This is a genomic window from Pseudomonas sp. PAMC25584 (assembly GCF_058135675.1).
Map to the genome: position 1 here is coordinate 5,650,132 of NZ_CM176870.1, position 22,949 is coordinate 5,673,080.

Consider the following 22,949-nt stretch of genomic DNA (forward strand, 5'->3'; position numbering starts at 1 on the left):
GAATGACCAGCATCAGGCTGAAAATTTCCCAAGAAGGTTTGCTGTGGAAGAGTGCTCTGCAACACCTTGGCCCCGTAGGGCTTCATCACATTGTTGTCGAACTATGGACAAAGGCAGAGCCGCGAGCCCGCGCAACCGTCGAGTATCTGGAAAGTCTTCACATTGGCAATGACGTGCTGAATATACTGAGAATTGCCCAAGCTTCTGTAGGCGCGGTGGTGCCTTATAGGCCGCTTGAGTCAGACAGAATCGCGATCTACTCCGCTCACGCCGAGCATCTTGCCGACAAGTTGTTGCGGGCCATGCCTATCGAAAAGCTGTCGCCCAGCTTGAAGGGTGCCAGGCTTGAGGTTGATCTGGGAATGTAGGTCGGAGCACCGGGCGACTCAAACATGCCTCCAGAAGACACGCTGGAGCAGCCATCCTAGTAGAATTTGTCGAGCTAATTACTGCCACTTTGAGATGTTCTATGAACACTGATTTAACTGAAGAAGAAATGCGTCGTGCGTTATTCGGTACGTCTCAGCCCGAAGAGCAGGTATCTGCTCCTCTAGTAGAGGAGCCTGTGGAAGAAGTTGTGCTCGCGAAACCAGTGGTCGCTCCAGCAGCCAAGAAGAAAGCGGCAAAAGCATTTACACCTAGGCTGAGGGTCACGTTACGCGTTGGAAACGAGTTTGAGGGGAAAATGATCGAGTTGATTCACGAGGCCGATACGTTGAGCTCGTTGCTTGCTGAGCAGGAGGCTGTGAAGGCAGCAAGGAAGAAGTACAAGTATGTTGAGGTGCTATCGGTTAAATCGATGTAGACAGCCCCAACTAACCTGGTTCGGCGAAGGGGCGGCCCGTACCCGGATAATCTACTGTACTGCCCATGCGGGCAGGGGGTCATGACTCTAAGCGCTTTGAAACTCACATTCGGATACTGCGCTTGCTTTAATTAGATGCGGCCCTGATTACGAACGTTACCTACGGAATAGGAACGACAAGTTCTTGTCAGTCTTCGGGCTATAATATTTAAGCATGATGCACGTGGCTAAGATGTTGCTTCACTGCTGTTAAAGAGTCACCTACAGCTCTGACAGCTGATTTGATGTCACTTCTTGCTACTCCAAATTTTTTGGCCCAATGCTTGAGTTCAGTAATGTCGTTGATATTGATTCTAATCGAGTCGGTATCGAATGCAGGATCTTGCCTTTGCATAGAAAATTCCATAGTAGATTGTTGACTTAGCAAGCTCGCGCCAGTTTCTTTGGCAAGCTAGGCTCCTCAGGTTATCTGGAAGTCCATCACTTTGCGGTGAAAATAAGCAATGGATCGGTATTATTTCGGCGGCAAGTGCACCTACCCTGTCGTTGCCTAGTAAGCCGAGATCCAGACGCCCAAGTCATGACCATGTGTGTTCAGTGCAAGCGGTAAATTTCCGCAAGTCCACAGTGTAGCTTGTATCGGTTAGCGCGCCTGAATTTAAGCGTCTGGATCGTTGTTTGTGCCCTGATAGGTCAGCGGCCCTGGAGCGGTGTCATGACTTACCCGTCATAGAATCGAAGGTTTTCAGCAGATCATCCATTGCTGCCTTGCAATCGGCTTGCTTGGGTGTACTTGCTCGCAGGGCGTCGAGTGCCCTATCAATTGCTTTGTCCAGCACATGCCAATCACTGGCAGCACGGGGTTTAATTCCTGCTTCGGCAGAGTCCCATGAGGTTTCTAGATCCTTGATGCGAGCTTTTGCTCCAGCGAGGTCGTTTTTTTCGGTGAGGCGGAAAGTATCAGCCGCGATGCTTCGGAACTCAGATAGGTCACCCAACTTTGAAGCAGACTGGGCAGATGCGCTGACCGGGGTGGGCTGTATTCCAGAGGCGACCTTATCGGAAGGTTTCGAGCAGCCAGCGGCGATGCTCAGCAAAAAAATAGACGACACGATAGCAACTTGACGGATCATAATTTGAAGAGTGGGCATGACGATTCCTCGATGGTTTTTAACCAGTTATTGATTTGCGGATTTACGGTTACTGATACTTACTTGTGCTACGCCTACCAGAAGAATAATGACGCACAGGAAAATTGCGCTCGTCCAAGTGGCCCCCATGCCAAGGCCACCATAGGTCTTAGCTTGAGTAAGCAAGTCGCCGAGAGAGGCGCCAAAAGGACGGGGCAGGATGTAAGCCAGCCAAAAGGTCAGCACCACGTTCCCACCCAAACGCCAAGCCACCAGAGTGGCGGCAATAAGCGCACCGAAAATAAAAACACCAAGGGTGAAACCCAAGCCCAGCGCTTCGGTGGCTAGATCGCCGGCTGCTGTGCCAAGCGCAAAGGTGCAAAGTACGGTCGTCCAGTAAAAAAGCTCCCTTCTAGGCGTGACAATTTCACGAATCGACAGGTTTCGCTCGACCTTGTACCAGACTAGAAAGTTGATCGTCAGCAGTACCGCAAAGAGCGCCGTGCTGGTGTACAGGCTGATATCTAGCATGTCGGTCATGACGTCGGTAATCTGTGTCCCGACGATGCTTACGAGTACCACTGTTAGCCAGTAAATCCTGGGCGAATAAGCCTTTGTACGGAGCTGGAAATACAACGCTAGCATTAGCAATGCGGCCATGCCGATGGAAGTCCAGGCAGCTCCTAAACCAGCGTTTACGGCCAGGAAGTCCGCCCCTGTTTCCCCCACCGTAGTGGACAGTATTTTTATGACCCAGAATGACAATGTCACTTCAGGTACTTTGTTGAGCCATCCGACTTTGTCGAGATTCATGTGATGACAGCCTCTTTTGATATGCGCTGAGCTTATGTAAAGGCGAAGTTAGATAGCGGAATTTTTCTGAGGTTGAGCGATTACAGCTCTGTGGCCGCGCTTTAAGTTTTTAAACCCTGCGTTATCTGGTTGTACATCCTGACTCTTCTGTGATTGCTGGTGTAGCCACCGAGTGAGGAAATCGTTCCACTTTGAATATGGTCTAGATAGCGAAACATTTTCCGAGGCGATATGAATCTAATTTTATAATCTAACTCTGCCATCCTATCCTGAAGCTCATAGCCTGGATTGCGTTCGTCCATTTGAAAGTGCAAGCTGTGCTTTTTGATCAACCTTACATTCCATAGGGTGCAGAAGCTTTTTAGGTGTTTTTCCCTATATGGTTTCGGTTCCCTTGATTTTATTCCAAGCGCTTTGAGACTACGCCTGGTGTAATGTTTAAAAAACCGTGATGATACTCTCCAGGCCGAGCGAAAAAAGCCTCTATTCAGCTGCTCCAAGCATCCAACGGCTGCTACGTCTTGTTGTTCGGCGCATTGCGCGAGCATCATGTTAAAAACTTCAAGGTCATAAATGAAAGTGTCGGTATGCAAAAGAAATACATATTCCGTCTCCACGAAACCTAAAGCGAGATCAAGAGCTCGGCCATGAGCAATATTCCCAGCCTCCAGGTGTTCTGGCTTTCGCTCAATCAAGTTGATCCATTTTAAAGTTTGAAGATACTCTGTGCTTGAATCTCTGGAGTCGTTGTCCACCACATAAACAGAAATACCTTTTTCTTGCACGGTATCTTGCAGGAGTTGAAGGCATTTCTTGGTCAGCTCGAGCGACTTGTAGTTAACCAAGGCGATGCTGTAGTTTGCTTTTTTTTGGTTATGAACGTTCATAGCTAACTAATCCTCGGATTTTATTGCCTTTGTTACAGGTTGGCTTGATTTTTTTGCACTGACTAATGGAGGTGAAAACCAGCGAAGCCGCCCAGCTACTGACCCTCGAAAAACCGCGCTCGCCCAATTCTGAAGTGTTGACTCGGATGCGCGTAATTAAACAGTCATAAAAGACTAGGCTTCTTATTGCAGAGCCATTTTCGATAGACAAGCTCAGTGCCTAGCTGTTTTTTTTTAAAACGGTTTGTGTCTTTATTTTGAGCCTAGAGGCTTATAATTCAGTTCCCTTGAAGATGAATTTTTTGACAGGTTTGCCGCTATGGAGCGACGATACTATGAGATGTGGTTGTTCCCCCCCAATGATCGTCGCTCCTAATAGGTAGGCGGAAAATGCAGGACGTAATTCTGAAACGAAGGTAGGTCAGAGACCGCTAACGTGCATAGCGGGGGATCCAAATACAGGGACATCAGTTGAGCCCAGAGGCAGGCAAGCAATCGAACAGATTGGCCGCCGATTTACGAACTCTTTAGATATGGATCCGAGGTCTCAAGCGTGTTGTGCTTTACCTATCAAGTCAACCCGGCATCCAGGCCGGGCATCGTGCACCTGTAGGGACATGTCATGTAAACGTGCCACAGCTGAAACCATACTTAAGCCCAGGCCATTTCCTGGCGTATGACGGCTGGACTCTGAGCGATAGAGTCTACGGAAAACCGCTTCCCGTTCCTCCTCCGGTATTCCGGGCCCATGGTCACGGATACTGATTCCGCAGTTGTTAGCATCTGCCGAGACTGTTACTTCAACTTCACTTCCATCCGGTGAAAACTTGATGGCGTTATCGATGAGGTTGCAAACCGCATCAAACAGTAACTGCGAGTCACCCATTACTGTATCGACTCCCTCGCATGGCTTGAACTTTAGACTCATACCACGCTCATCAGCGAGAGGTTCAAAGAGCTCAACTGCATCTGCGCAGATTTTATTGAAACCAACAAGGCTAAAATTGCTGCGTCTAGCACTACCTTCTATTTCTGAAATCCGCAGCAGTGCCCGGAAGGTTTGCATCAGGCCCTTAGCATCCTCAATGGCTGTGTCGATGGCGCTGGCGTACTCTTTTTGCGTCAAGCTACGCCGCTGTGCACGTTCTAATCCAGCGATCAAGCGAGTCAGCGGTGTTCGCAAGTCATGAGCAATATCATCGCATACACCTTTGACTTCACTCATCAGCCGTTCAAGTGCATCCAGCATGCCGTTTACCACGCCGGCAATACGATCAATATCGTCGTTATTTCCCCGTGTAGGTAAACGCCCACTGAGATCACCCTCCACAATTATTTTTATGGAGCGGCTAAGTACGTCTAAACGGCGGCGAGCAGATACGCCTAATGCAATCGCTCCTAGTAGCCCAACTACTATAAGTAGTGAGCCACCTGAAACCAGAGCATTGACTAAAAGTTCGTCAAACTCACGAATATCGTGAATGTCCTGGCCGATCAGAAGAGTGCTTCCATCATCCAGTTTATGAACAAGGTAGCGGATAGGCCGATCATGCCCGTTAGCTTTATCCCAGAAAAATTCCTCAGGCTTATCGTATGCACTGAACGTAGGCGGGGTTGATAGCGCCCCCGCAATCGTTGTACCTGCAGAGTCGAATAGCGTATATGGGAGCCGCCCTTCGGGGTCTTGTTCCGTATGTTTAAGTATTTCTGTACGTCGTAGCGCAGGCGCCTGGGCGTTTTGGCGGTCTACCTCTCGATGCAGTGCAGTATCCACCTCTGAGATCAGATATCCGGTAGTCTGCCAATAAATATAACCAAATAAGGCAAAAAACGAGCAGCCAAATAATGCCAGGAACATAAGGGCTGTTCGAAAGCTGATGGTACGTGGAATCTCACTCAGGCGAACGTAGGACATAACCAGCCCCCCGAATGGTTTGGAGCATTGGAGAATCGCCCTCGCCATCAATCTTATGACGCAGACGACCAATATGAACATCTATCACATTGGTGCGGTCGTCATAACTATAATTCCAGACAGCTTCGAAGAGCATGGTTCGCGTGACGACTTGCCCGGCATGTTGAGCGAGATACTCTAGTAACGCGTATTCACGAGGTAATAAGTCAATCTGTCTTTCGCCTCTGCGCACTGAGCGTCGTAGTAGGTCAATTTCCAGATTCCCAATGCGTAATCGACTGTCTCGATTTGCTGCGGAAGGAGGTGCCCTTCGGCGATTCAGAGCATCTAGTCGAGCAGTCAGCTCAATGAACTCGAACGGCTTGGTCAAATAGTCATCGCCTCCTGCACGAAGGCCTCGAACCCGCTCATCTAAAGCGCTTAGCGCACTGAGAATCAGAACTGGTGTGGTGATGCCGGAGGCGCGCAATGCGGTAAGCATACCTAGGCCGTCAAGCGCTCCAGGTAGCATGCGATCAAGAACAATGATGTCGAAGGTATCGCTAATGGCCGCTAACAAACCGTCACGACCATTGTTTACCAGGGTCACGTCAAAGCCGTGGTCTTGAAGGGCTGCCTCGATCTCCCGCGAGGTGACGGGATCATCCTCGATAACCAGTACGTGGGTCATAGGCGTCGCGCTGAGCTCCTGGTTTGAAATTAATAGGCCGATGTAAATCAAACGACCCCTTTGATGGCATAGTGTGCCGAGTCAGTCTATACACTGAGCTTCCGACAAAATGAAAAAAAGTTTATTTAAGTCTTTGCGAGGTTTGAGTGCGTATTTTAGTCATTGAGGATGATGCCCGTACCGCTTCATACCTAGTGCGAGGACTCGGAGAGAGCGGACATGTCGTCGATGCCAGTGCAGAAGGTCGTGACGGGCTCGCGATGGCGCTTGAGGGTATCTATGACGCTTTGATCGTTGATCGATGCCTGCCTGGTATGGACGGTTTGTCGTTGGTTCGAGAGTTACGCAGGGAGGGGATGCAGACGCCAGTATTGATGCTCAGCGCCCTAGCCTCGACCCAGCAGCGAGTTGAGGGGCTTGAGGCGGGTTGCGACGACTACTTGGCGAAGCCCTATGCCTTTGTTGAAGTATTGGCCCGACTGGAAGGGTTATTGCGCCCTAGAGATCAGCCACTTGGTAAGGCGAGTACCTTATGTGTTGGTGAACTGTGCCTTGACTGTGCAGCTCGGCAGGTAACATGGATGGGGCGAACGATATCCCTTGCTCACCGCGAAACCTTGATTCTAGAAAAACTCATGAGACATTGTGGTGAGGTTGTTACTCGCATGATGCTACTTGAGAGTGCATGGGACTATGAATTCGATCCAAACGACAACGTTATCGATAAACATATTTACCGTTTGCGTCGAAAGTTAGATGATGGATTTGGAATTGCGCTAATTGCTACCATTCCTGGCGCAGGCTATTGCCTCAACGTAGTGACGAACTTGTCTGAAACTCCCGTTCGGTAATGAACACAGCCGAAGCAGCAGGATGGTGAAATGCTGGCGTTTCATTAGAGCAGCTTTTTTGCTGCCGACCTATTACTCGGGTTGTCGGTGTACCCCGCAACCCGAGGAGGTTGTTTTGACTGTTTTTTAAAGGACGAGTCCTACTGCCACACGGCGAGTAAGCGACTTTGGTGATGCTTCCTTGCGGCAGTTTTCCCGACTGCACTTCATGGCACTTAAAGCGCATGATTAAGTAGTCGGCTGCTAATGAATTTGATGGGTAAAACGTCCTATCAATTCGAACGTGCGACATCGTTGGACGCCGCTTTCTGATTGCTGGCAACGGCGGTTGCGTGTTCAGACTGTTGGTACGTTGCCATCGCAGACTCTCTTGCGGCCTCCATCTTTGCAGTTACCGTATCGCCGCCGCCTTCTGCCATCGCAGCTACAGAGGCACTCATCAAGGTTACGATCAAAAGAGCTTTCAGGGTTTTCATGGCAAATCTCCAGTGTTTAGGTTTAGCCATCACAATGTTTGCTGGCTTGGGCTAATACTGAAGCTAGGGGCATTTCACGCTCATCCCCGCAAAATGAATTTTTTGACAGGATGCTATTACCGCTCAAGTATCCGATCAGCGTATCAATACCGTATGGTTTATTGCAGGCGCATAAGCGATCCGCCATGGTGGCGATCATCCTTTTCCTACCCATCTTGACTACAGGTGTAGGGAAAGGAGTAGCACCCTACGCCTGGTGACAATCAGCAACAGTTACGCACCGATTCGTAGTGCTTCATGACTTTGGAGATCCGTAAGCGTAAGGTAAACACACCTTGCGAATCTTTCGCCCCCTCCGGTTTCGATAGCAGCTTGCTTCGCTTATGCTTCTCGACTCACGTGTAAGGATGATCGAAATAGGTGTGACGGCATGGAAGCAGATAAATCTTGTCCTGTAGTTCTGAGAAGCCGAGAAACGCTGGAAATCTTAGCGTTCGAGCATCCATTAGCAGGCTTGCAGCTGGTCAAAGGCAGTGTCGAACCAGGTGAATCAACCGCCCTGACTGCGGTTCGAGAGCTGAAAGAAGAAGCAGGGATTCAGTCGACAGTTAAGCGAAATGTGGGGGAGTGGCGCTCCATCGTAACTGGGCAAACATGGGCATTTCATGAATGTCATGTTGCCGAAGACCTCCCAGACACCTGGGTGCATTTTGCAGAAGATGATGGAGGCCATGAATTCAGATTCTTTTGGCATCCTCTCATGAGCGAGCCCTCTGAAAAATGGCATCAGGTTTTCAAGGATGCCTTGAGCTTTCTTCGGAAGACGCACGCTGAGGCCTAAGTGCACTTTCAGCTCTTCTTGAGGTAGTCAGGACGGCATCCACTGATGCGGTAGCAACTGTCCGATCTCTCTGGCCTTCTGCGTCGGCAATCGCGTCAGTACATCCTTGAGATACACGTACGGATCATGCCCGTTCATGCGTGCCGACTGGATCAAACTCATGATCGCTGCCGCTCGTTTACCGCTGCGAAGAGACCCGGCGAACAACCAATTGGAACGCCCAAGTGCCCATGGTCTGATCGTGTTTTCGACCGGGTTATTGTCGATGGGCACGGCACCATCATCCAGGTAGCGCGTCAGCGCTATCCAGCGTATCACGCTGTAGTCCAAAGCCTTGGCCGTAGCCGAACCTTCTGGCACAAGCTCGCGTTGAGCCAGCATCCACTCATGCAACTTTCCTGCGATGGGCACCGCTATTTCCTGACGTAATCGCCTGCGGTCTTCACCGCTCATTTCTTTGGCTGCCTCTCGATCTCGTACAAGCCGCCGATTGAGTGCAGTGCCTGTTCGGCCAGTTGGCTTTTGTTCGCCACATGCAGATCGAAGAACTTACGGCGGGCGTGGGCCATGCAGCCGATTTCGGTGATGCCCAGCTCGAAGCCGGCCTTGTAGCCTGCGAAGTCATCGCAGACCAGCTTGCCGTTCCACGTGCCAAGGAAGTTACGTGCATGCCCACCTCCTTTTTCGAGGGCAACAGTCGGTATAACGGCAGTTTTTTCCCCGACCAGGGTTGTTTGCCATTTTTTTGCTTCGTCATCGCGGCCTCGCTCGCAGTGTGATCTCTTGATCGTGCTGTCACGACCAATTGCAGGCGCTATTTTCACCAGCGTTTAGCTGTGTCATCGGGAGGGGGTTGCATGGTTTTCGCAAATTCTGAAAACCCAATATGGCGGGTGAGAGAGGCCTGAGCGGCTATAGTCGGGCGTGCGCCAGGAAGATCCTGCACAACGCTGTCCCTTCGGAGTTAAGCAGAACAGGAATACTTGCCGGCAGACCTCTTATGTCCTATGCCTTCATAGATCGTGAATCAAGGGTATCCAGAATGCATTCCACGCGCCGAAGTGAAGCTGAGGTTTTTAAGGATCTGGCAGCCATGACGGGCCAGCCTGGTTACGTTCATGCACTGGCCGGGATCTGTTATCGCGACAACCTTGTGTCGTTTCAGGGTGAGCACAAGGCCTCTGACCTTGACCATCTATTCGACCGTAGAAGGCTCAACCGGAATGAGACAACTACGCTCATGGGGCTGATGATGCGTCAGCCTCTAGATTTCACCGAGGTTGATGAAAATACGCTTAAGAGCTACGCCTCACGTACAGACGAGTTGATGGGTGAGCTCCACGACGCCATGAACGGCCCAGTGATGAGCGGGCTTGTGCCACATGCCGAGGAAGGTGGGGGTATGGGCGCTTTTTGGCAGGGTGCGATGATGAAAGAGCCTTTCTTCTACGGCACCGAGTCAGCCTACAGCTTCCAGTATCGAGATTTTTTTGTTGAGAAGCATGCCCCAGATGATGACTGGTTGGTGCGGGTTATGGGGTTTAGCAGTGCACAGGCACAGCTAGTGGCGAGTGCAATGTGCTCGTTGATGGACGCGAGAGCGACTAATGGGACACGACTGAGTGGCGATACCAAGATAGGAGAGCTACCAGCAGCCTCGGTGCTAGAGTTTTTTGAATTTACTACGCAAGAGGTAGCTCAGCGTTCTGGTCAGGAGACAGCTGTCGTTGAAGCAGTTTTAAAAGCGCTTACGTACAGTGGCGACAATGGCCAATTCAATGAAGTCGGAGACTTTAATCAGGTTGCTGCAACCCCACTTCTGCCGACAGGGCGGGGTTCGGTGTTGCTGTTTTCTCACTACGCGATCTACGAAGCGCTGTACGAGTCACCTTTCTTCTGGATGCATCAGGATAAAGGTTACAGGCAGCAGGCGTCTGACAATCGAGGCGCATTCACCGAGCAGTTCTCCCAGCGCCGCCTGGCAGCGGTTTTCGGAAAGGCGAATGTCCATACCAACGTCAATCTTTACGAGGGCAAGCGGATTGTCGCGGAGGCGGACGTGCTGGTCATCTTCGGCGACCGGATCATCATCGTTCAGGCGAAAGCCAAAAAGCTAACTCTCGCTGCCCGCAAAGGTAACGATGGGCAGATCAAGGCTGATTTCGCGGCTGCGATTCAGAAAGCCTACGATCAAGGTGCTGAGTGTGCGACGGCTATCCTCTCTGGCAAATGCCGCCTAGAAGATGATCGTGGCCAAGCTGTCGTACTTCCTGAGAAGATCAAGGAGATCTATCCATTCTGCGTGGTATCCGACCATTACCCCGCATTGGCGTTTCAAGCCAGTCAGTACCTCAAATTCTCTACTGATGAAGTTGTTCGTTCCCCCCTTGTGATGGACGTTTTCCTGCTGGATGTGCTCGCTGAAATGCTAGACACGCCGCTGCGTTTCCTGAGCTATATCCGCATGCGTGTGGAGTCCGCGCATAAGCTGATGATGAGTCATGAGCTCACTGCTCTTGCCTACCATCTGCGATGCAATCTGTGGCTCGATGACAAATACGACATGGTGATGCTGGACGATTCAATCGCAGCGGATCTCGATAGCGCCATGACAGTGCGGCGAGAAGGGCTCCCCGGTCAGCGAGTCCCTCCAGGAATTTTGACCAAAATGAAGGGGACGTACTACGAACGACTGCTGGAGCAGATCGAGCGTCGTCCTGACCCAGCGGTACTAAAGTTGGGTTTCACTCTGATGTACATGGGAGAGGAGTCGTGTAATTCAGTTCACCAAGCCATCGAAGGGTTGATCAGGATGGCAAATATGGATGGCAGACGACATGACTTCGTACTTGGGATGACGGAGGCCGGAACAGGAATCTGTTTCCATTGCAACCCAACGCCTTGTGAGGCAGCCATCAGAAGCCTGGAGCTGCATTGTGCGAAGCGGAAATACACTCAACGGACGGCGAACTGGTTTGGAGTTTCGGTAGGGCTCCGGGGTGACATTCAGTTTGGGATCACGCTTGAGTTCCCGTGGGAGCAATCGTCAAAGATGGATGATTTGACCAGAGAAATGAAGACGTCCTCGTCACTGAGTATGGCGATGAAAACTGTGGAGAGAGCACTTGCTCCGAAGAAATATGGACGCAACGACCCGTGTCCTTGCGGAAGCGGCTCAAAATACAAGAGGTGCTGCCTGTAACAACGCTCGTTGGCTGCCTAAGGCAAGCGGAGCGCGCCGGCCCTCTGGGCCAAAGGCTTGAGGATGAAAGCCCGTAGGGCCAAAACCTGGCGCAGCCAGAGTTTGGTTTACGACAGCCATACCCCGAAGGGGGCAAGCCCAAAGCAGAAGCAATATGAGTCGTCCTCGAACGTCTAGGCAGGTGGGTCGCCAAAGCTTTCGCGAGAGCGCCTGCCCATCCTCAGCCGTACCTATTCGGTGGCGGGCATTTCAGTAGGGTAAGTCTTCATTAGTGATGGGGAGGTGTGCGACTGGCGGCTTTGGCATCAAGGCTCTATGAATGCCCTCGAGCCGACCTAGCATTTCGTCGAAGGTAATAACCAGGACATCCTTAAGGCTATTCCGATACTGCTCGAGGGCTCGCTGCTCACCAATTTTCGATAACGTACGGCCAATGATGACAATGGCCGCCACTGCATGTGCAGTGGACACGATCATCGAGATCTTGGCTCAGACCCAGAATGTTCTTCTGTAGAGCGCTTCGCTGACTGATGACCTTGGCCACGGATCCGCTGAGCTCGTAAGAGGGTATGTAGGTCTTGCGGTAGGCCTTTCCGAGTAGGTCGTGCTGAGGGTGTTTGATCTCGATCAGAGCAAGGTTTCCGACTGCCTTCGCAGCCATCAGGAAGTCGGAATACTGGCCCCCTTGACCTCTGATGTCCTCACCTCCGACATAGGGCTGTTCTGCAATCATCTTGACTGGATAACCAAACGCCATGTCGAGTACAAAAGAGTGTTCACTCAGTAAGCTTTGCCACTTGTTCTCAGTAACGTTGCTCTCCAGCATTCTCCGGTACACCTCAATGAGTTCACTGAGCGTGATGAGCTCAATCTCAGATTTGAGCTGATACAGGGTGTTCGGCGCAGATTTCGCCAGTGCAGGGACACTCTGCTGCGCAAGTTTGACAATTTGCTGTTAGTCGTTGGGTGATACCGAGCCGATAGTGTTCTTAAGAAGGGGTTGATGGGAAGCTTGGCTGTTGAGCGGTATAAAACGACGAAAGCTCCCAGTCGCTCATGCTTTAACTGAACATGCCGTCGATAATCCTGGTATCAGGCAACGCGTGGTGAGGCAAGTGCCCGCTCAGCGGCCTATCTCGTCAGGGCTGGTAGGCATGAGCCTTGCCGCCCGTGTTGATGGCTTCGGGTGAAATTGCGAAATTAGGTCAACTCAAGATTGGTGGTATGCTTCGTAGCTGAGTTTAGCCAGGGAAGGAATCTAGTTTCCGAACGTGCTAACGCACCGTGGTTTGCAGGCTAAAGTCTGTAGAGTCAACGGTAAATTAAAGCTAAGGAGGAAAGTAGGTGAGCGAGCAGGTCGACAAGGAAATTGTGTTTCATCACGTCAATATAAAAGTTGGATTTGAGATCCCTGCTGGAGAACACTCCTCTGCCGCCGCTCTGATGCGGTCGCTGTGTCCGGCAGACGATGCACCAACTTTACACTTTCTAGACGTCTGCGCCATTAGCCACATCAAAACTCATCTAAAAAAGCCGCCCGCCCCCTCCGTTCCGGTTCGAGAGTCGATTGCTGAACTTTTTAAGCTCGATAAGCCTAAAGACGGGATCTCGTATCTCGCAGCTTTTCTTGAGATAATCAGTAATTTGAAAAAACCTAGAACTGATGAAGATCTTATAGCTGAAGTTTCTGGCGACATAGCCGCTATACAGAAGTTTTTCACTAAAGCTAGAGTGTATGAAACAAATCTTATAACGCCAGCTATGATTCTTGAGCTCAAAGGTGAGCACCCTGAAGAGTTGGCCCCAGCCTATCTTGAGCTTCTCATATACGTTAACTCAATGGAGCTGCATGATAAGCCGCTTGCAGAAAAGCGCCTTGAGCTCGTTGCTGATATATGTTCTAGAGCGCAAAGTCTTGGGATCTTGAAAAATCATCCAGTCGTAATTGTTTCAGTTGCTTGCGTCTATAGTTTCTTGCCCGCATTCGGGGTTATGAAACTCAAGAAAAATCCGGATGAATTCGATGCAGGCAATGCACTGGCAGACATTCAGTTAGTACAGCGCATAGCCAATTTTTCAAACATGATCCTTAATATTTGGATTACTCATGGAAAAGGGTACGCAAGAACCAAATTCTTCACAGATGATAGAAACCTACGGTTATTGCTGGAATGCTTCACGGTAACGAATGTGACACGCAAAGAGATCGAAAGCCAAACTACAACCAATTATCAGATGACCACTGACTTCGCTCGCTTACTCCCTGTACTGCACACTGGGGCCGGGCATATAAAAGGACTTGCGGAGGAAGAAGAGCGCTATGAGGTATATCGTCTTCTGGGTATTGCTTCATCATGAACCCCCGTGAATTCTATGAACCTTGCCCAATCGTCCATCGTGGCGTTTCGAGCGTTATGCAAGCGGAGCGCGCCGGCCAGGGGCCACAGGCTTGAGGATGAAAGCCCGCAGGGCCAAAAACTGGCGAAGCCAGGGTTTGGTTTACGACAGACGTACCCACAGGGGCAAGTCCAAAACTGAAACGGCGTCATCGCCATCGAGCTGCAGTTATGAAGGCATACGGCGGGCCCCGCGTAACGCGTCAGCTCTGTTCACCAGCCCAGGATTTTCTCAACTCTTGCGGTGAGGTCAGCCCGATCAGTGACCTTGCTCGGCCATGCTGGGCAGGACAGTAGAGCTGGTGGTGAGAGCATTGCTGGCCGGGGGGGGGGTGTGAGTCTGACCCAAGAAGGTATGAAATCTTGGTAGCTATCCTGATTCGCAGATTCGTGCGGTTGATCTACGATGCCTTTCTGTTCAAGCCGCTCTCAGGCGCTAAAATAGTGGGCCCATAGATCATTACCTCCGAACCTTTTTTCTTAAGCTGAGCGGTATAGCTCAAGAAATATTCGTCTTGGCGGTAGTTAGTGTAAATCTCTTTTATCTCGCTCACGTTGTCGTACGAGACGATCCAAGGCTTGTCGATGTTGCCAAGCGCGTTAGCGATCTGTACGTGATCGTCGTGTACGTAGAAGTTTCGGTAGAGACCAGATCCCTTGATGTAGTAGGGAGGATCAAGATAGGTGAGGGATTTCTTTGGAAGAGTTGGGATTATATTATTAATGAAGCCAAGAGCATCTTCATTATAAATTTTGATTCGATTCTTGTACTTGCCGATTAGCTCTATGCGCTTGATAAGTTCAGGCTTATTGAAGCGAACATCTAACTTCCACTTTCCTGCTTGCTCTTTCCCACCAATAACGCCGGCCTTCAAGATGCCCGAGCGATTAGTGCGATTGAGGAAGAAGGTAGCCATGGCAAGATCCACCACTGAACAATCTTCTGGATTATCAAGTATGGCCTTAAATCTGTGCCAGTTTTCCATGGTGACAGGCGTGTCGATGATAGCCTTGCTGATATCATCTGTATGATGTACTACAGAATGCCAGAACGCGTAGATAGCCGGATCTAGGTCATTGATATGTATAACTGAAGCGTATTCGTGGAACATGAGCTCCAGAGCAACACCAGCTCCGCCTGCATAGGGTTCTGCATAATGTCCATCATGCAAGCCATTCACTTCAAACACTTGCTTTATGAAGTGAGCAAATTTTCCCTTGCCACCAGGGTAGCGTAGCGGTGTAGAAAATACCCTAGAAGCGCCCATGAATCTTATCCCAGCTTGTCAAGCTGTCCATGAGAACACATGCCAGGGCATTTTCCAATGCTTAGCGCCAGATGGCTTCAAGCATAGGCTGGTATTCCTCCGCAATGTCCTTCAACTCGGATGGTAGCGGGGCGCTATGAGTGCCATGCACGAACAGGTTGAAATGATCTACCGATCCAGGCTGGTCATAGGAGGCAGCACGCTTGAAAATGGCTTTCGCCGCTGCAGCTGCCATCTTCTTTTCTGACTCCAGATACTTGACCACAGACTGAACTTTCATAACTAACTTGTCGCCGCTGCCGCCGCCACGAAGTTCCTGATTGGTATCCCATCGCAAAACGGGCTTGCCAGACTCTTTTTGAACTCTTGCGTAATCATCGCAAGTGGTTTCAATAAATACTCGGAAAGTTATTGCGACTGCGTTAGGGCACTCATCTACCCGCAAGACCGCCCGAAGTTCGTTATATATGGCATTGATGCGCGAGTTCGAGATCTTTAGCGACCAAGGCGTCAAGTATTTTCTAGCGCGTGCTTGCGGCTTTGCACGAATCCCCGGTGGAGTTTGAGGCTCAGGTTTTATATTTTCGGTGCCGTCCCGCTTGGCCGGCTGAGTTCCGCCTGATTGAGGGCCACTGGCTACACCTGGTCGAGTGCCGTTGCCACCAGCTGGCTGCGCGTTAGTACCTTTTTCATCGCCAGAGCCACCGTTGCCACCAGCGCTGTGACCGCCCACTGTACCCCCACCATTCGTCGTGTCCGGCTGAGCCGGTCTGACCTTTACCTTTGCGGCTTCAGCCAAACTGTCGGGCAGTATTTCAGGCGGAATATGCCCAAGGGTAACTACTTGGTTCTCATACTTACGCACGTCGTTCACGTTGTATCCATGGGATACAAACATATCGAGCATGAACTCCAGCGCGGGCGCAATCTGATCGAGTGGCAGCTGTGGTGTCAGTATTTTATTTTCGACTTTTAAACGGAAGGTGTTCTGCCCGAGCGTAGACGAGAAGATCCGCGTAAGGGTCGTTACGTCGATCTCGAAGACGTCCAGAGCCGCCTTGTTCGTGAAGATGTGCTGGTTGTCGACGATCAGGTTTCTGATCTGGCGGCCAATAGATTCAATGCCAGTCTGGCGTGCCCGGCGCTCGTCTCGAATGTCACTGTCCCAGCCAACCCGTCCTGCCCCCCGATTCTCACCCGTATGCTTTAGCTCAATCCATACATCCCCGTCAGCGCGGGTAGGCACTACGCTGCATTGCAGGCTTTCAGGCACCCCATCCGTCAAATTATGATGGGCTTTCAGAAAGCCTTTATAGCCGCGATCTGCAGGACAAAGGTCGGGACGCTGAAGGAGCTTGAGGGCTGTGAGCCGGCGATTCCCTTCAAGGACTATAAAGTTGCCGTCTTCGTCCGGTGTTACAAGCTGCAGCTCTGTAGGGTCGAGACCGTTCTCAACAATATGTTCGGCTAGGCGAAGAATTTTCTTGGCCTCCTCCGGATTGGAGAGCATCAGCTTGATCGCTTCACGCTGATTCTGGGCGACATCGTTGCCGAATCGCACGTTCTCCTGGTCGAGCTTAATTTGATCCAGGGAGATAACGCGTATATCCCGCATCATTGCGTCAATTTTCATAAATTATCCATTCGGCGATTCGGTGCTGGCGCAATGATAATACAAAGCGCGGACATAGGAGGGTCGCCGTTTCTTGGTCTAGCTGCGCGTTGTAGCTGGTCGGCGACGTAGTAGCGGTGTACACCGATTTCCCCCTCTAGGCTGGTAACATTTAGCATTGAGATTAAAAGGAAAGGAGCAGAAAGGTGCGCCCAAATAATGACAATTTCAGTGAAATTACGGTGCGATTTGGAAAACCCTGCAGCCGTCAATGAAGCGAGGGCGCATGTCGCTCATCGCCGAATTGCGCCCGAAATTACCGTCGAGCAGACCGGCGACTACGAGATCCGGTGAGGCTTCAGGGATTTTCCGCAATGAGCTCGTCTCAGGTGAACGCTTCGCGGTGATTTAGATGTTCCCTAGCACACGAGAGGTGGGCGCATTGCGACGAGCCATCCAAATACAACACCAGGGTTGTATTTAAAGAGCTGTGGCTACATGATCGTTAAACGTAAATAATCACTAGAAATCACTGGCAGTTAACCGTTGAAATTACCGGACGGACAGTACACGAACGCATACTTTACATACCACATAACGGTTCAAGTCCGTGTGGGCCCACCAACTCCAAAGCCGCGCATTGCGCGGCTTTTTCATGCCAGCCACAAAAATAGCTAGACCAGTCCAAAGGTAAAAATTCAGTCAGCCTCTATTTTTTCGTCCGCTAATTTGAACGAGGGATAACGCTCACATCTCGACGGCAAAGGCCCGCTCCAGCAGCCCTTACCCTATGTTGTACGGTTCTTGACCTCGTCGCTGATGGGACTTCTCACGGTTTCACCGCTCGCTATCTCCATCCGCCCCGAGCTTAGCAGGCATCTGACTTCCGGTTGTTCGCATCAATATGGCCTACACCGCTTTCTTTCGTTCGCCCCCCTCGTCAAAAAAAGACTACTACAGCCTCTGCCGACTTCTCGCTCTGGTTATCCCGTCGCCCTTTCAGGTACGAGGCGAGATCTCACCAGGTAAGAACGCAATCCTTCACCGCACAACCGCCGGATTTATGCTGCCTCCCTTTGACCACAAGAGCTTCGCGGTTTATTGCCCGCTCACCCTAGCCGACATCGCCTTGCATCCGATTCTTGTTCATCGGCTCACGGCTTCGACTCACGCGATCTCCCCACACTCGGTCCCCCTCATGCAGTTGCGCTCCACTTCGTTCGCAATGATCAGCTCACGGCGGGACTTTTACCCACGAGATTGCGGCAATCAGCCAGCATGCCACTTCCTTTTTTACGACTCTCTTGTCATTATCTGTCATTTCTGTGACAAGGATAAAAGAGTTGGCAAGTGGTTAACCACCTACAGCTTAAAAATATGAATTTTAAGAAACCATATAGAAACTTGAAATTCTACAAATTCTATAAAACAAACAAGCCAAACCAAGCATACGCATTTAGGAATTTTAAAAAATGAAAGGGTTTCAAGATGATGTTCGCGAACTAGCGATGTGCAAACTATTTGCACTACGCAAAGACGAACTTGAAAGCAGATCAGGAATCGATGCATTCCTAGACATCAATGGCGAGTCAATTCCATTTGAATTAAAAACAACATCAAAAGGATCAGTAACAACTGTAAGAGACTTTAGTCTAGAACACGTAAAAAAGTGGGAAGATAAGCACTGGCTAATCGGCTTCTTCCACAACGGCAACAACTATTACTTATATGGCTCTCCTTGCGCAATGTCGCCCTGGATAAAAGGCAAAGAAACCTATATTGGACCGGACATAAAACTTGCCGCACTAGCATCCTCCAAGCTAGATATGCAGGACATGATCGACGTACTTGGGGACAAGCAAACATACACCCTAGACGATGCAAAATCGCTTCAAAAAAAACAGTACACAAGTACCCAATATCAACAGCTAATGGACATTAAAGATGGATACAGCAAAGTAAGAATGTTGGAGATCATGAAGGACCGTGCGACTTATTTAATGGCTCGAGGCAGCACGCTAAACAATCCACATATCCCCCTCTCGTATTTTGATGGGTGGGTTAGGATCGAGGAAAACCATGCTGACGAACTTCGCGCACTAGTCTCCTCTTACCTCATCGAAAAAGAAGCTACTACATAAGCGCTTTGGCGACATTTTTTGCAACTTGATAAGCTACGGGTGGGGAAACAGAGTTACCTATTTGACCCAAAACCTGATATACCGCACCGGAAAACTTCCAGTTTTCCGGGAAGCCTTGAAGTAGTGCAACATCTTGGACAGACATTCTAAAATGGTTATGCTTTGCAGGGAAATTTGAAGCAGATTGCCTGTTGGACTGGACTCCGTTAGGCCAAACGCCCATATCACCCCATGTCTTTTGCCCAGCTGCACTATTTAAAACTGAAGTCGTATTTCTTTTCCCTGTAAAAGCACTTCTAATGGTGGGCGCTAAATTATCAAATTTTGTATCTGCTAGTCCAAGAGCCTCTCTTACTCCCATCGTTCTCCCCAAAATACTATCGAACAGTGAAATCGTACCCTGCTTGGGTAATCCATCATATGGGGACCAGCGATGCGTAGGCTTAGGAATTTCAAATTTATTAAAATCCTTAGAGCCTCGAAACCCAACAAAAAAAACTCGTCGACGAATCTGTGGAACTCCATAATCAGAAGAGTTCATTTCAAACTTGACGACACTGTAGTCCTTTAGCTTGTCTAATATATTAACTTTAACAAACTGCTCAAATTTAGGATTCAAAATACCAAGAACATTTTCTGCAACGAAAGCTTGAGGCTTTATCGTATTAACCGCACGAATAAACTCTCCCCACATATTCCTCTCATCATCAGCACCTTTTTGCTCACCCGCGATGGAAAATGGTTGGCATGGAGGCCCCCCATGAATTACATCCACCTGCCCTTTGTACAGAGTCCAATCTACTTTAGTGACATCACCAGAATCAGGTCCGCCAAATACGTTCCACTGGGGGCGATTAGAGGACAGAGTTTCTTTACAAATAGGAATCAACTCATACGACGCAACATGTTCATATCCTGCCCGATCAAACCCCAAATCCAGGCCACCACCACCAGAAAACAGACTAAGGCAACGAAGCTTATTCCCTTCTATTTGCGGCATCAAGGCGCAAGGATTTAGTCTAGGCGTATTAATTTCATGAAGAGACTCAAGCAATCCTAGTTGAGCTGAAGACTTAGCCAAACGAGAATCCTGAGACGTTTGGCGATAGTTATCTCGCTCTTTATCGGTTAGTACATACTCCCTTTTTGATGAGTTTTTGTACACTGATACAATATTTGCCACTATGCAATCCCCATTCGGAGCATCTAATTCATGGAGGCCATACTAACAGCCTCATATCTGAAAGTCAGCTGCTTTTTTACGAAGTGAAACACGTCCCCCTTTTAGGCCACACGAACAGGGGCTCGCATGAGGATGGGGTGACGAACGGGCATCGGTAGCCAGCGATTTTGCCTCAGCCAAACGCGCATAGATCACTCCGAACGGCCCAAGCTATCTGCACCTGGTAGGTCAGCCACTGAAACAGGTATTCATCAATAGCCTAATTTTTTGACTGTACCACTCAATGCCATTAATAACGTGGATCGAAAGTCAGCTCTTTAGTCAACCTAATGATGACCCACCAAATCAGCGCTCGCATGCGTATGTCTCCAACGCTCGTCATCAATAAGATTTTATCAGATCATTACTTGCCCCTCCGCCCGCTGAATTCAGTACACCAGCGGTACAGTGCCTAGTTTCTACCCATTACTCAAAGTTACGCTCAACACCAATAGCCACGCTACTTTCAGCTCGCCACTCCTACGCTTAGCTACGCACTATTTCACTAGGCTTGCCGCGTTTCTGGACAACTCATAATTTGAGTCCACGGTTCAAGTCCGTGTGGGCCCACCAACTCCAAAGCCGTAAGCGTCCGAGCTAAACCGCCTTATAACTCAAACCTAAATCCGTTTAAACCACTGATTCACGCGCTCGCACTCAAATGCCGCTGGATCAAAAACATCGCCATGCCATTCAACCATGTCGTCATGCTCTGGATGATTGGGGTTGGCCATCGCCGCCAAAAAGTCCTCATAGCCAGGCCCGCCACCCACGTCTTCCGGTGGGCAAGCATTGGCGCCATCGATGCAATACGGCACCTGAGGACAGGCAATAGCGGGTAACGTTTTTTCGACCTTGATACTGTGATGCCAGCTGTCACCAAAGTCATAGAGATAATTAAATGTCCGCTTACCACTCAGCGCCTTGATCAGCGTTTTACGAGCTTCCGGGTTAACCGTCGGCCCCCAGCCATCGGGATCGGGCATACCATAACGCTCGCCGGCAATTTCAAACTCATGCAGATGGCTATCACTCCAGCCCATCACGGCCTGGATGACATGGTGCAGTTTGCCCAAGGTGATGTTTTCAGGCACCGCGAACCGGCGCCAAATCTTCGGAGTGATCCACTTCAGTTCAATGTGCAGCAGCAACAGGTCGGAGGCGGGTTTGGGTAAACGGACAATTTTAACCATGGATCAGGCGGCCTCGCAGTGTTCAGAGTGGTTCAAAGAAATATTCCAGGGCAGCAACTCGCTTACCCGATTGATTGGGTGCTCGGCAATGTGCTCCAGCACATAGGTCAGATACGCCTGTGGGTTCAATCCGTTTAGCTTGGCCGAACCCACTAGGCTGTAAATCGCCGCAGCTCGTTCTCCGCCGGCATCGGAACCGGCAAACAGATAGTTTTTGCGGCCGAGCGCGACGGCGCGCAGCGCCCGTTCGGCGGCGTTGTTGTCGATTTCGATTCGGCCGTCATCGCAGTAACGCGTTAAAGCCTGCCACCGGTTTAGGGCATAGAGGATTGCACCGCCCAATGTCGATTTTTTCGACAGTTGAGTGAGCGTCTGATTAAGCCATGCGTGTAGTTGTTCTAGCAGCGGACTGGCCCGGCTTTGCGTTGGTCGGGCGGTTGCCCTCGAATTTCGCTCTCGATGGCATACAGGGCAGCAATTCTTTGCAGCGCCTCGCCAGCGAGTGGTGAAGCCTGGTCTTTGTAGACATCGTAAAACTTGCGGCGGCCATGAGCCCAGCAGGCCGCTTCCTGAATAGTGCCCGTCGCATACAACTGAGCAAACCCCGCATAGCCGTCAGCCTGCAAGATCCCGCTGAAACTCTTGAGATGAGCGCGGGGATGTTCTCCCTTGCGATCCGGCGAGTAGGCAAACCATACAGCCGCGGGTGTCGTGTAACCAGCAGATCGGTCGTCCCGCACGTATGTCCAGAGGCGAGCCGTTTTGGTTTTGCCGTTGCCCGGCGCAAGCACGCCAATTGGCGTGTCGTCGGCATGGACTTTATGACCGCTCATGACATGGCGCTCAAGTGCGTTGACCAGTGGCCTGAGCAACTGACTACTCTGGCCAACCCAGTCGGCCAGAGTTGAGCGCTCCAGATCCACGCCCTCACGGGCGTAGATCTCAGACTGGCGATACAGAGGCAGATGATCGACAAATTTAGAGACAAGCACGTGAGCCAGCAGCCCAGGTCCTGCAAGGCCTCGGAGTATCGGGCGGCTCGGTGCAGGCACTTGGGCAATGTGCTCGCAGCAACTGCAAACCATCTTCGGGCGCACATGCCGGATCACTTTAAAACGCGCCGGGACGTACTCCAGCACCTCAGACACATCCTCACCCAACTGGCGCAGCTTCCCACCGCAGCCAGAGCATTGTGATTCAGGCTGATGAACGTGGATTTCGCGAGACAGGTGTTCAGGCAACGGCTTGCGCCGAGAGACGACGCGAGGGGGCGGTTCGGTTGGCGGCGTCAGTTCAGTCTGGCTGACTTGCAACTCTTCAAGACTCAACTGGAGTTGGTCGATCATCGCGTCCAATTGCTCGGAACTGCGACCGAACTGCATACGACGCAGCTTGGCGATCATCATTTTCAAGCGCTCAATCTCTGCCCGCTGGGCAGAGACCAGAGCTTTCAAGACTTGAAAATCGTTAGGCAGGGAGTCGGTCGCGAGCGTCATGACCGAATGTTACTTGGGAGTTTTTCCGCGT

Annotated in this window: 20 protein-coding genes and 2 pseudogenes; 7 read left to right on the plus strand and 15 right to left on the minus strand. The window is 50.5% G+C overall.

Annotated features, from left to right (window positions below; genetic code table 11):
• Nucleotides 1-2: 2 nt before the first annotated feature.
• Together ACS5Q8_RS26495 and ACS5Q8_RS26500 are read left to right on the plus strand one after the other, a co-directional pair.
• On the plus strand, nt 3-368 hold the full coding sequence (locus ACS5Q8_RS26495; protein WP_465159597.1) for a hypothetical protein: 366 nt from the start codon (nt 3-5) through the stop codon (nt 366-368).
• A gap of 101 nt (nt 369-469) precedes the next feature.
• Nucleotides 470-805 (plus strand): hypothetical protein, encoded by a 336-nt coding sequence (locus ACS5Q8_RS26500; RefSeq protein ID WP_465159598.1) that lies wholly within the window; start codon nt 470-472, stop codon nt 803-805.
• A gap of 208 nt (nt 806-1,013) precedes the next feature.
• On the opposite strand, the gene ACS5Q8_RS26505 is transcribed toward ACS5Q8_RS26500, so the two are convergent.
• From ACS5Q8_RS26505 to ACS5Q8_RS26530, 6 genes are all read right to left on the minus strand, one after another.
• Nucleotides 1,014-1,211, minus strand: coding sequence for a DUF3606 domain-containing protein (locus tag ACS5Q8_RS26505; protein ID WP_465159599.1), 198 nt, complete (start codon nt 1,209-1,211; stop codon nt 1,014-1,016).
• A 307-nt stretch (nt 1,212-1,518) separates the two neighbouring features.
• Nucleotides 1,519-1,956 (minus strand): hypothetical protein, encoded by a 438-nt coding sequence (locus ACS5Q8_RS26510; RefSeq protein ID WP_465159600.1) that lies wholly within the window; start codon nt 1,954-1,956, stop codon nt 1,519-1,521.
• Nucleotides 1,957-1,983: 27 nt separating this feature from the next.
• Nucleotides 1,984-2,748, minus strand: a complete 765-nt coding sequence (locus tag ACS5Q8_RS26515; protein ID WP_465159601.1) for a COG4705 family protein — start codon at nt 2,746-2,748, stop codon at nt 1,984-1,986.
• 101 nt (nt 2,749-2,849) lie between these two features.
• The gene (locus ACS5Q8_RS26520) at nt 2,850-3,635 is read right to left on the minus strand and encodes a glycosyltransferase (protein ID WP_465159602.1); all 786 of its coding nucleotides are present in this window, start codon (nt 3,633-3,635) and stop codon (nt 2,850-2,852) included.
• A gap of 547 nt (nt 3,636-4,182) precedes the next feature.
• Complete coding sequence (locus ACS5Q8_RS26525) at nt 4,183-5,550, minus strand: sensor histidine kinase (protein ID WP_465159603.1); 1,368 nt, start codon at nt 5,548-5,550, stop codon at nt 4,183-4,185.
• Entirely contained in the window at nt 5,528-6,220 is a 693-nt protein-coding gene (locus ACS5Q8_RS26530) for a response regulator transcription factor (protein ID WP_465159604.1), read from the minus strand. Before ACS5Q8_RS26530 ends, ACS5Q8_RS26525 begins: the two co-directional genes overlap by 23 nt.
• Nucleotides 6,221-6,366: 146 nt before the next feature.
• Between ACS5Q8_RS26530 and ACS5Q8_RS26535 the strand changes: the two genes are divergently transcribed.
• Entirely contained in the window at nt 6,367-7,071 is a 705-nt protein-coding gene (locus ACS5Q8_RS26535) for a response regulator transcription factor (RefSeq protein ID WP_465159605.1), read from the plus strand.
• Nucleotides 7,072-7,343: 272 nt separating this feature from the next.
• Here the strand turns inward: ACS5Q8_RS26535 and ACS5Q8_RS26540 are convergent, their stop codons facing one another.
• A complete protein-coding gene (locus ACS5Q8_RS26540; protein WP_443699150.1) occupies nt 7,344-7,547 on the minus strand; it encodes a co-regulatory protein PtrA N-terminal domain-containing protein in 204 nt (67 codons plus the stop codon).
• Between the two features lie 22 nt (nt 7,548-7,569).
• The gene (locus tag ACS5Q8_RS26545; protein WP_465159606.1) at nt 7,570-7,746 is read right to left on the minus strand and encodes a hypothetical protein; all 177 of its coding nucleotides are present in this window, start codon (nt 7,744-7,746) and stop codon (nt 7,570-7,572) included.
• A 231-nt stretch (nt 7,747-7,977) separates the two neighbouring features.
• On the opposite strand from ACS5Q8_RS26545, the gene ACS5Q8_RS26550 reads away from it, so the two are divergent.
• The gene (locus tag ACS5Q8_RS26550; RefSeq protein ID WP_465159607.1) at nt 7,978-8,388 is read left to right on the plus strand and encodes an NUDIX hydrolase; all 411 of its coding nucleotides are present in this window, start codon (nt 7,978-7,980) and stop codon (nt 8,386-8,388) included.
• 27 nt (nt 8,389-8,415) lie between these two features.
• Here ACS5Q8_RS26550 and tnpC (ACS5Q8_RS26555) read toward each other — a convergent pair.
• A pseudogene (gene tnpC / locus ACS5Q8_RS26555) lies at nt 8,416-9,155 on the minus strand (IS66 family transposase); the annotation flags it as partial.
• Between the two features lie 275 nt (nt 9,156-9,430).
• Between tnpC (ACS5Q8_RS26555) and ACS5Q8_RS26560 the strand changes: the two are divergent.
• Nucleotides 9,431-11,590 carry a YecA family protein gene (locus ACS5Q8_RS26560; protein ID WP_465159608.1) on the plus strand — a complete coding sequence of 720 codons (2,160 nt, stop codon included), beginning with the start codon at nt 9,431-9,433 and terminating at the stop codon, nt 11,588-11,590.
• A gap of 406 nt (nt 11,591-11,996) precedes the next feature.
• Here ACS5Q8_RS26560 and ACS5Q8_RS26565 read toward each other — a convergent pair whose 3' ends face one another.
• On the minus strand, nt 11,997-12,416 hold the full coding sequence (locus ACS5Q8_RS26565; protein ID WP_465159609.1) for a Shedu anti-phage system protein SduA domain-containing protein: 420 nt from the start codon (nt 12,414-12,416) through the stop codon (nt 11,997-11,999).
• A 518-nt stretch (nt 12,417-12,934) separates the two neighbouring features.
• Here ACS5Q8_RS26565 and ACS5Q8_RS26570 point away from each other — a divergent pair.
• The gene (locus ACS5Q8_RS26570) at nt 12,935-13,948 is read left to right on the plus strand and encodes a hypothetical protein (protein ID WP_465159610.1); all 1,014 of its coding nucleotides are present in this window, start codon (nt 12,935-12,937) and stop codon (nt 13,946-13,948) included.
• A gap of 439 nt (nt 13,949-14,387) precedes the next feature.
• Here the strand turns inward: ACS5Q8_RS26570 and ACS5Q8_RS26575 are convergent, their stop codons facing one another.
• The gene (locus tag ACS5Q8_RS26575; protein ID WP_465159611.1) at nt 14,388-15,254 is read right to left on the minus strand and encodes a DNA adenine methylase; all 867 of its coding nucleotides are present in this window, start codon (nt 15,252-15,254) and stop codon (nt 14,388-14,390) included.
• 61 nt (nt 15,255-15,315) lie between these two features.
• Nucleotides 15,316-16,887, minus strand: coding sequence for a hypothetical protein (locus ACS5Q8_RS26580; protein WP_465159612.1), 1,572 nt, complete (start codon nt 16,885-16,887; stop codon nt 15,316-15,318).
• A gap of 1,451 nt (nt 16,888-18,338) precedes the next feature.
• Between ACS5Q8_RS26580 and ACS5Q8_RS26585 the strand changes: the two genes are divergently transcribed.
• Nucleotides 18,339-19,007: a hypothetical protein gene (locus ACS5Q8_RS26585; protein WP_465159613.1), complete on the plus strand. Its 669-nt coding sequence runs from the start codon at nt 18,339-18,341 to the stop codon at nt 19,005-19,007.
• Here ACS5Q8_RS26585 and ACS5Q8_RS26590 read toward each other — a convergent pair.
• The 3 genes and pseudogenes from ACS5Q8_RS26590 to tnpC (ACS5Q8_RS26600) form a co-directional block, all read right to left on the minus strand.
• Nucleotides 19,000-20,190: a DNA cytosine methyltransferase gene (locus ACS5Q8_RS26590; RefSeq protein ID WP_465159614.1), complete on the minus strand. Its 1,191-nt coding sequence runs from the start codon at nt 20,188-20,190 to the stop codon at nt 19,000-19,002. The two genes, ACS5Q8_RS26585 and ACS5Q8_RS26590, sit on opposite strands and share 8 nt — an antisense overlap.
• Before the next feature lie 659 nt (nt 20,191-20,849).
• Complete coding sequence (locus ACS5Q8_RS26595) at nt 20,850-21,422, minus strand: plasmid pRiA4b ORF-3 family protein (protein WP_465159615.1); 573 nt, start codon at nt 21,420-21,422, stop codon at nt 20,850-20,852.
• A gap of 3 nt (nt 21,423-21,425) precedes the next feature.
• Nucleotides 21,426-22,918 (minus strand): annotated as a pseudogene (gene tnpC / locus ACS5Q8_RS26600) (IS66 family transposase).
• Nucleotides 22,919-22,949: the final 31 nt, after the last annotated feature.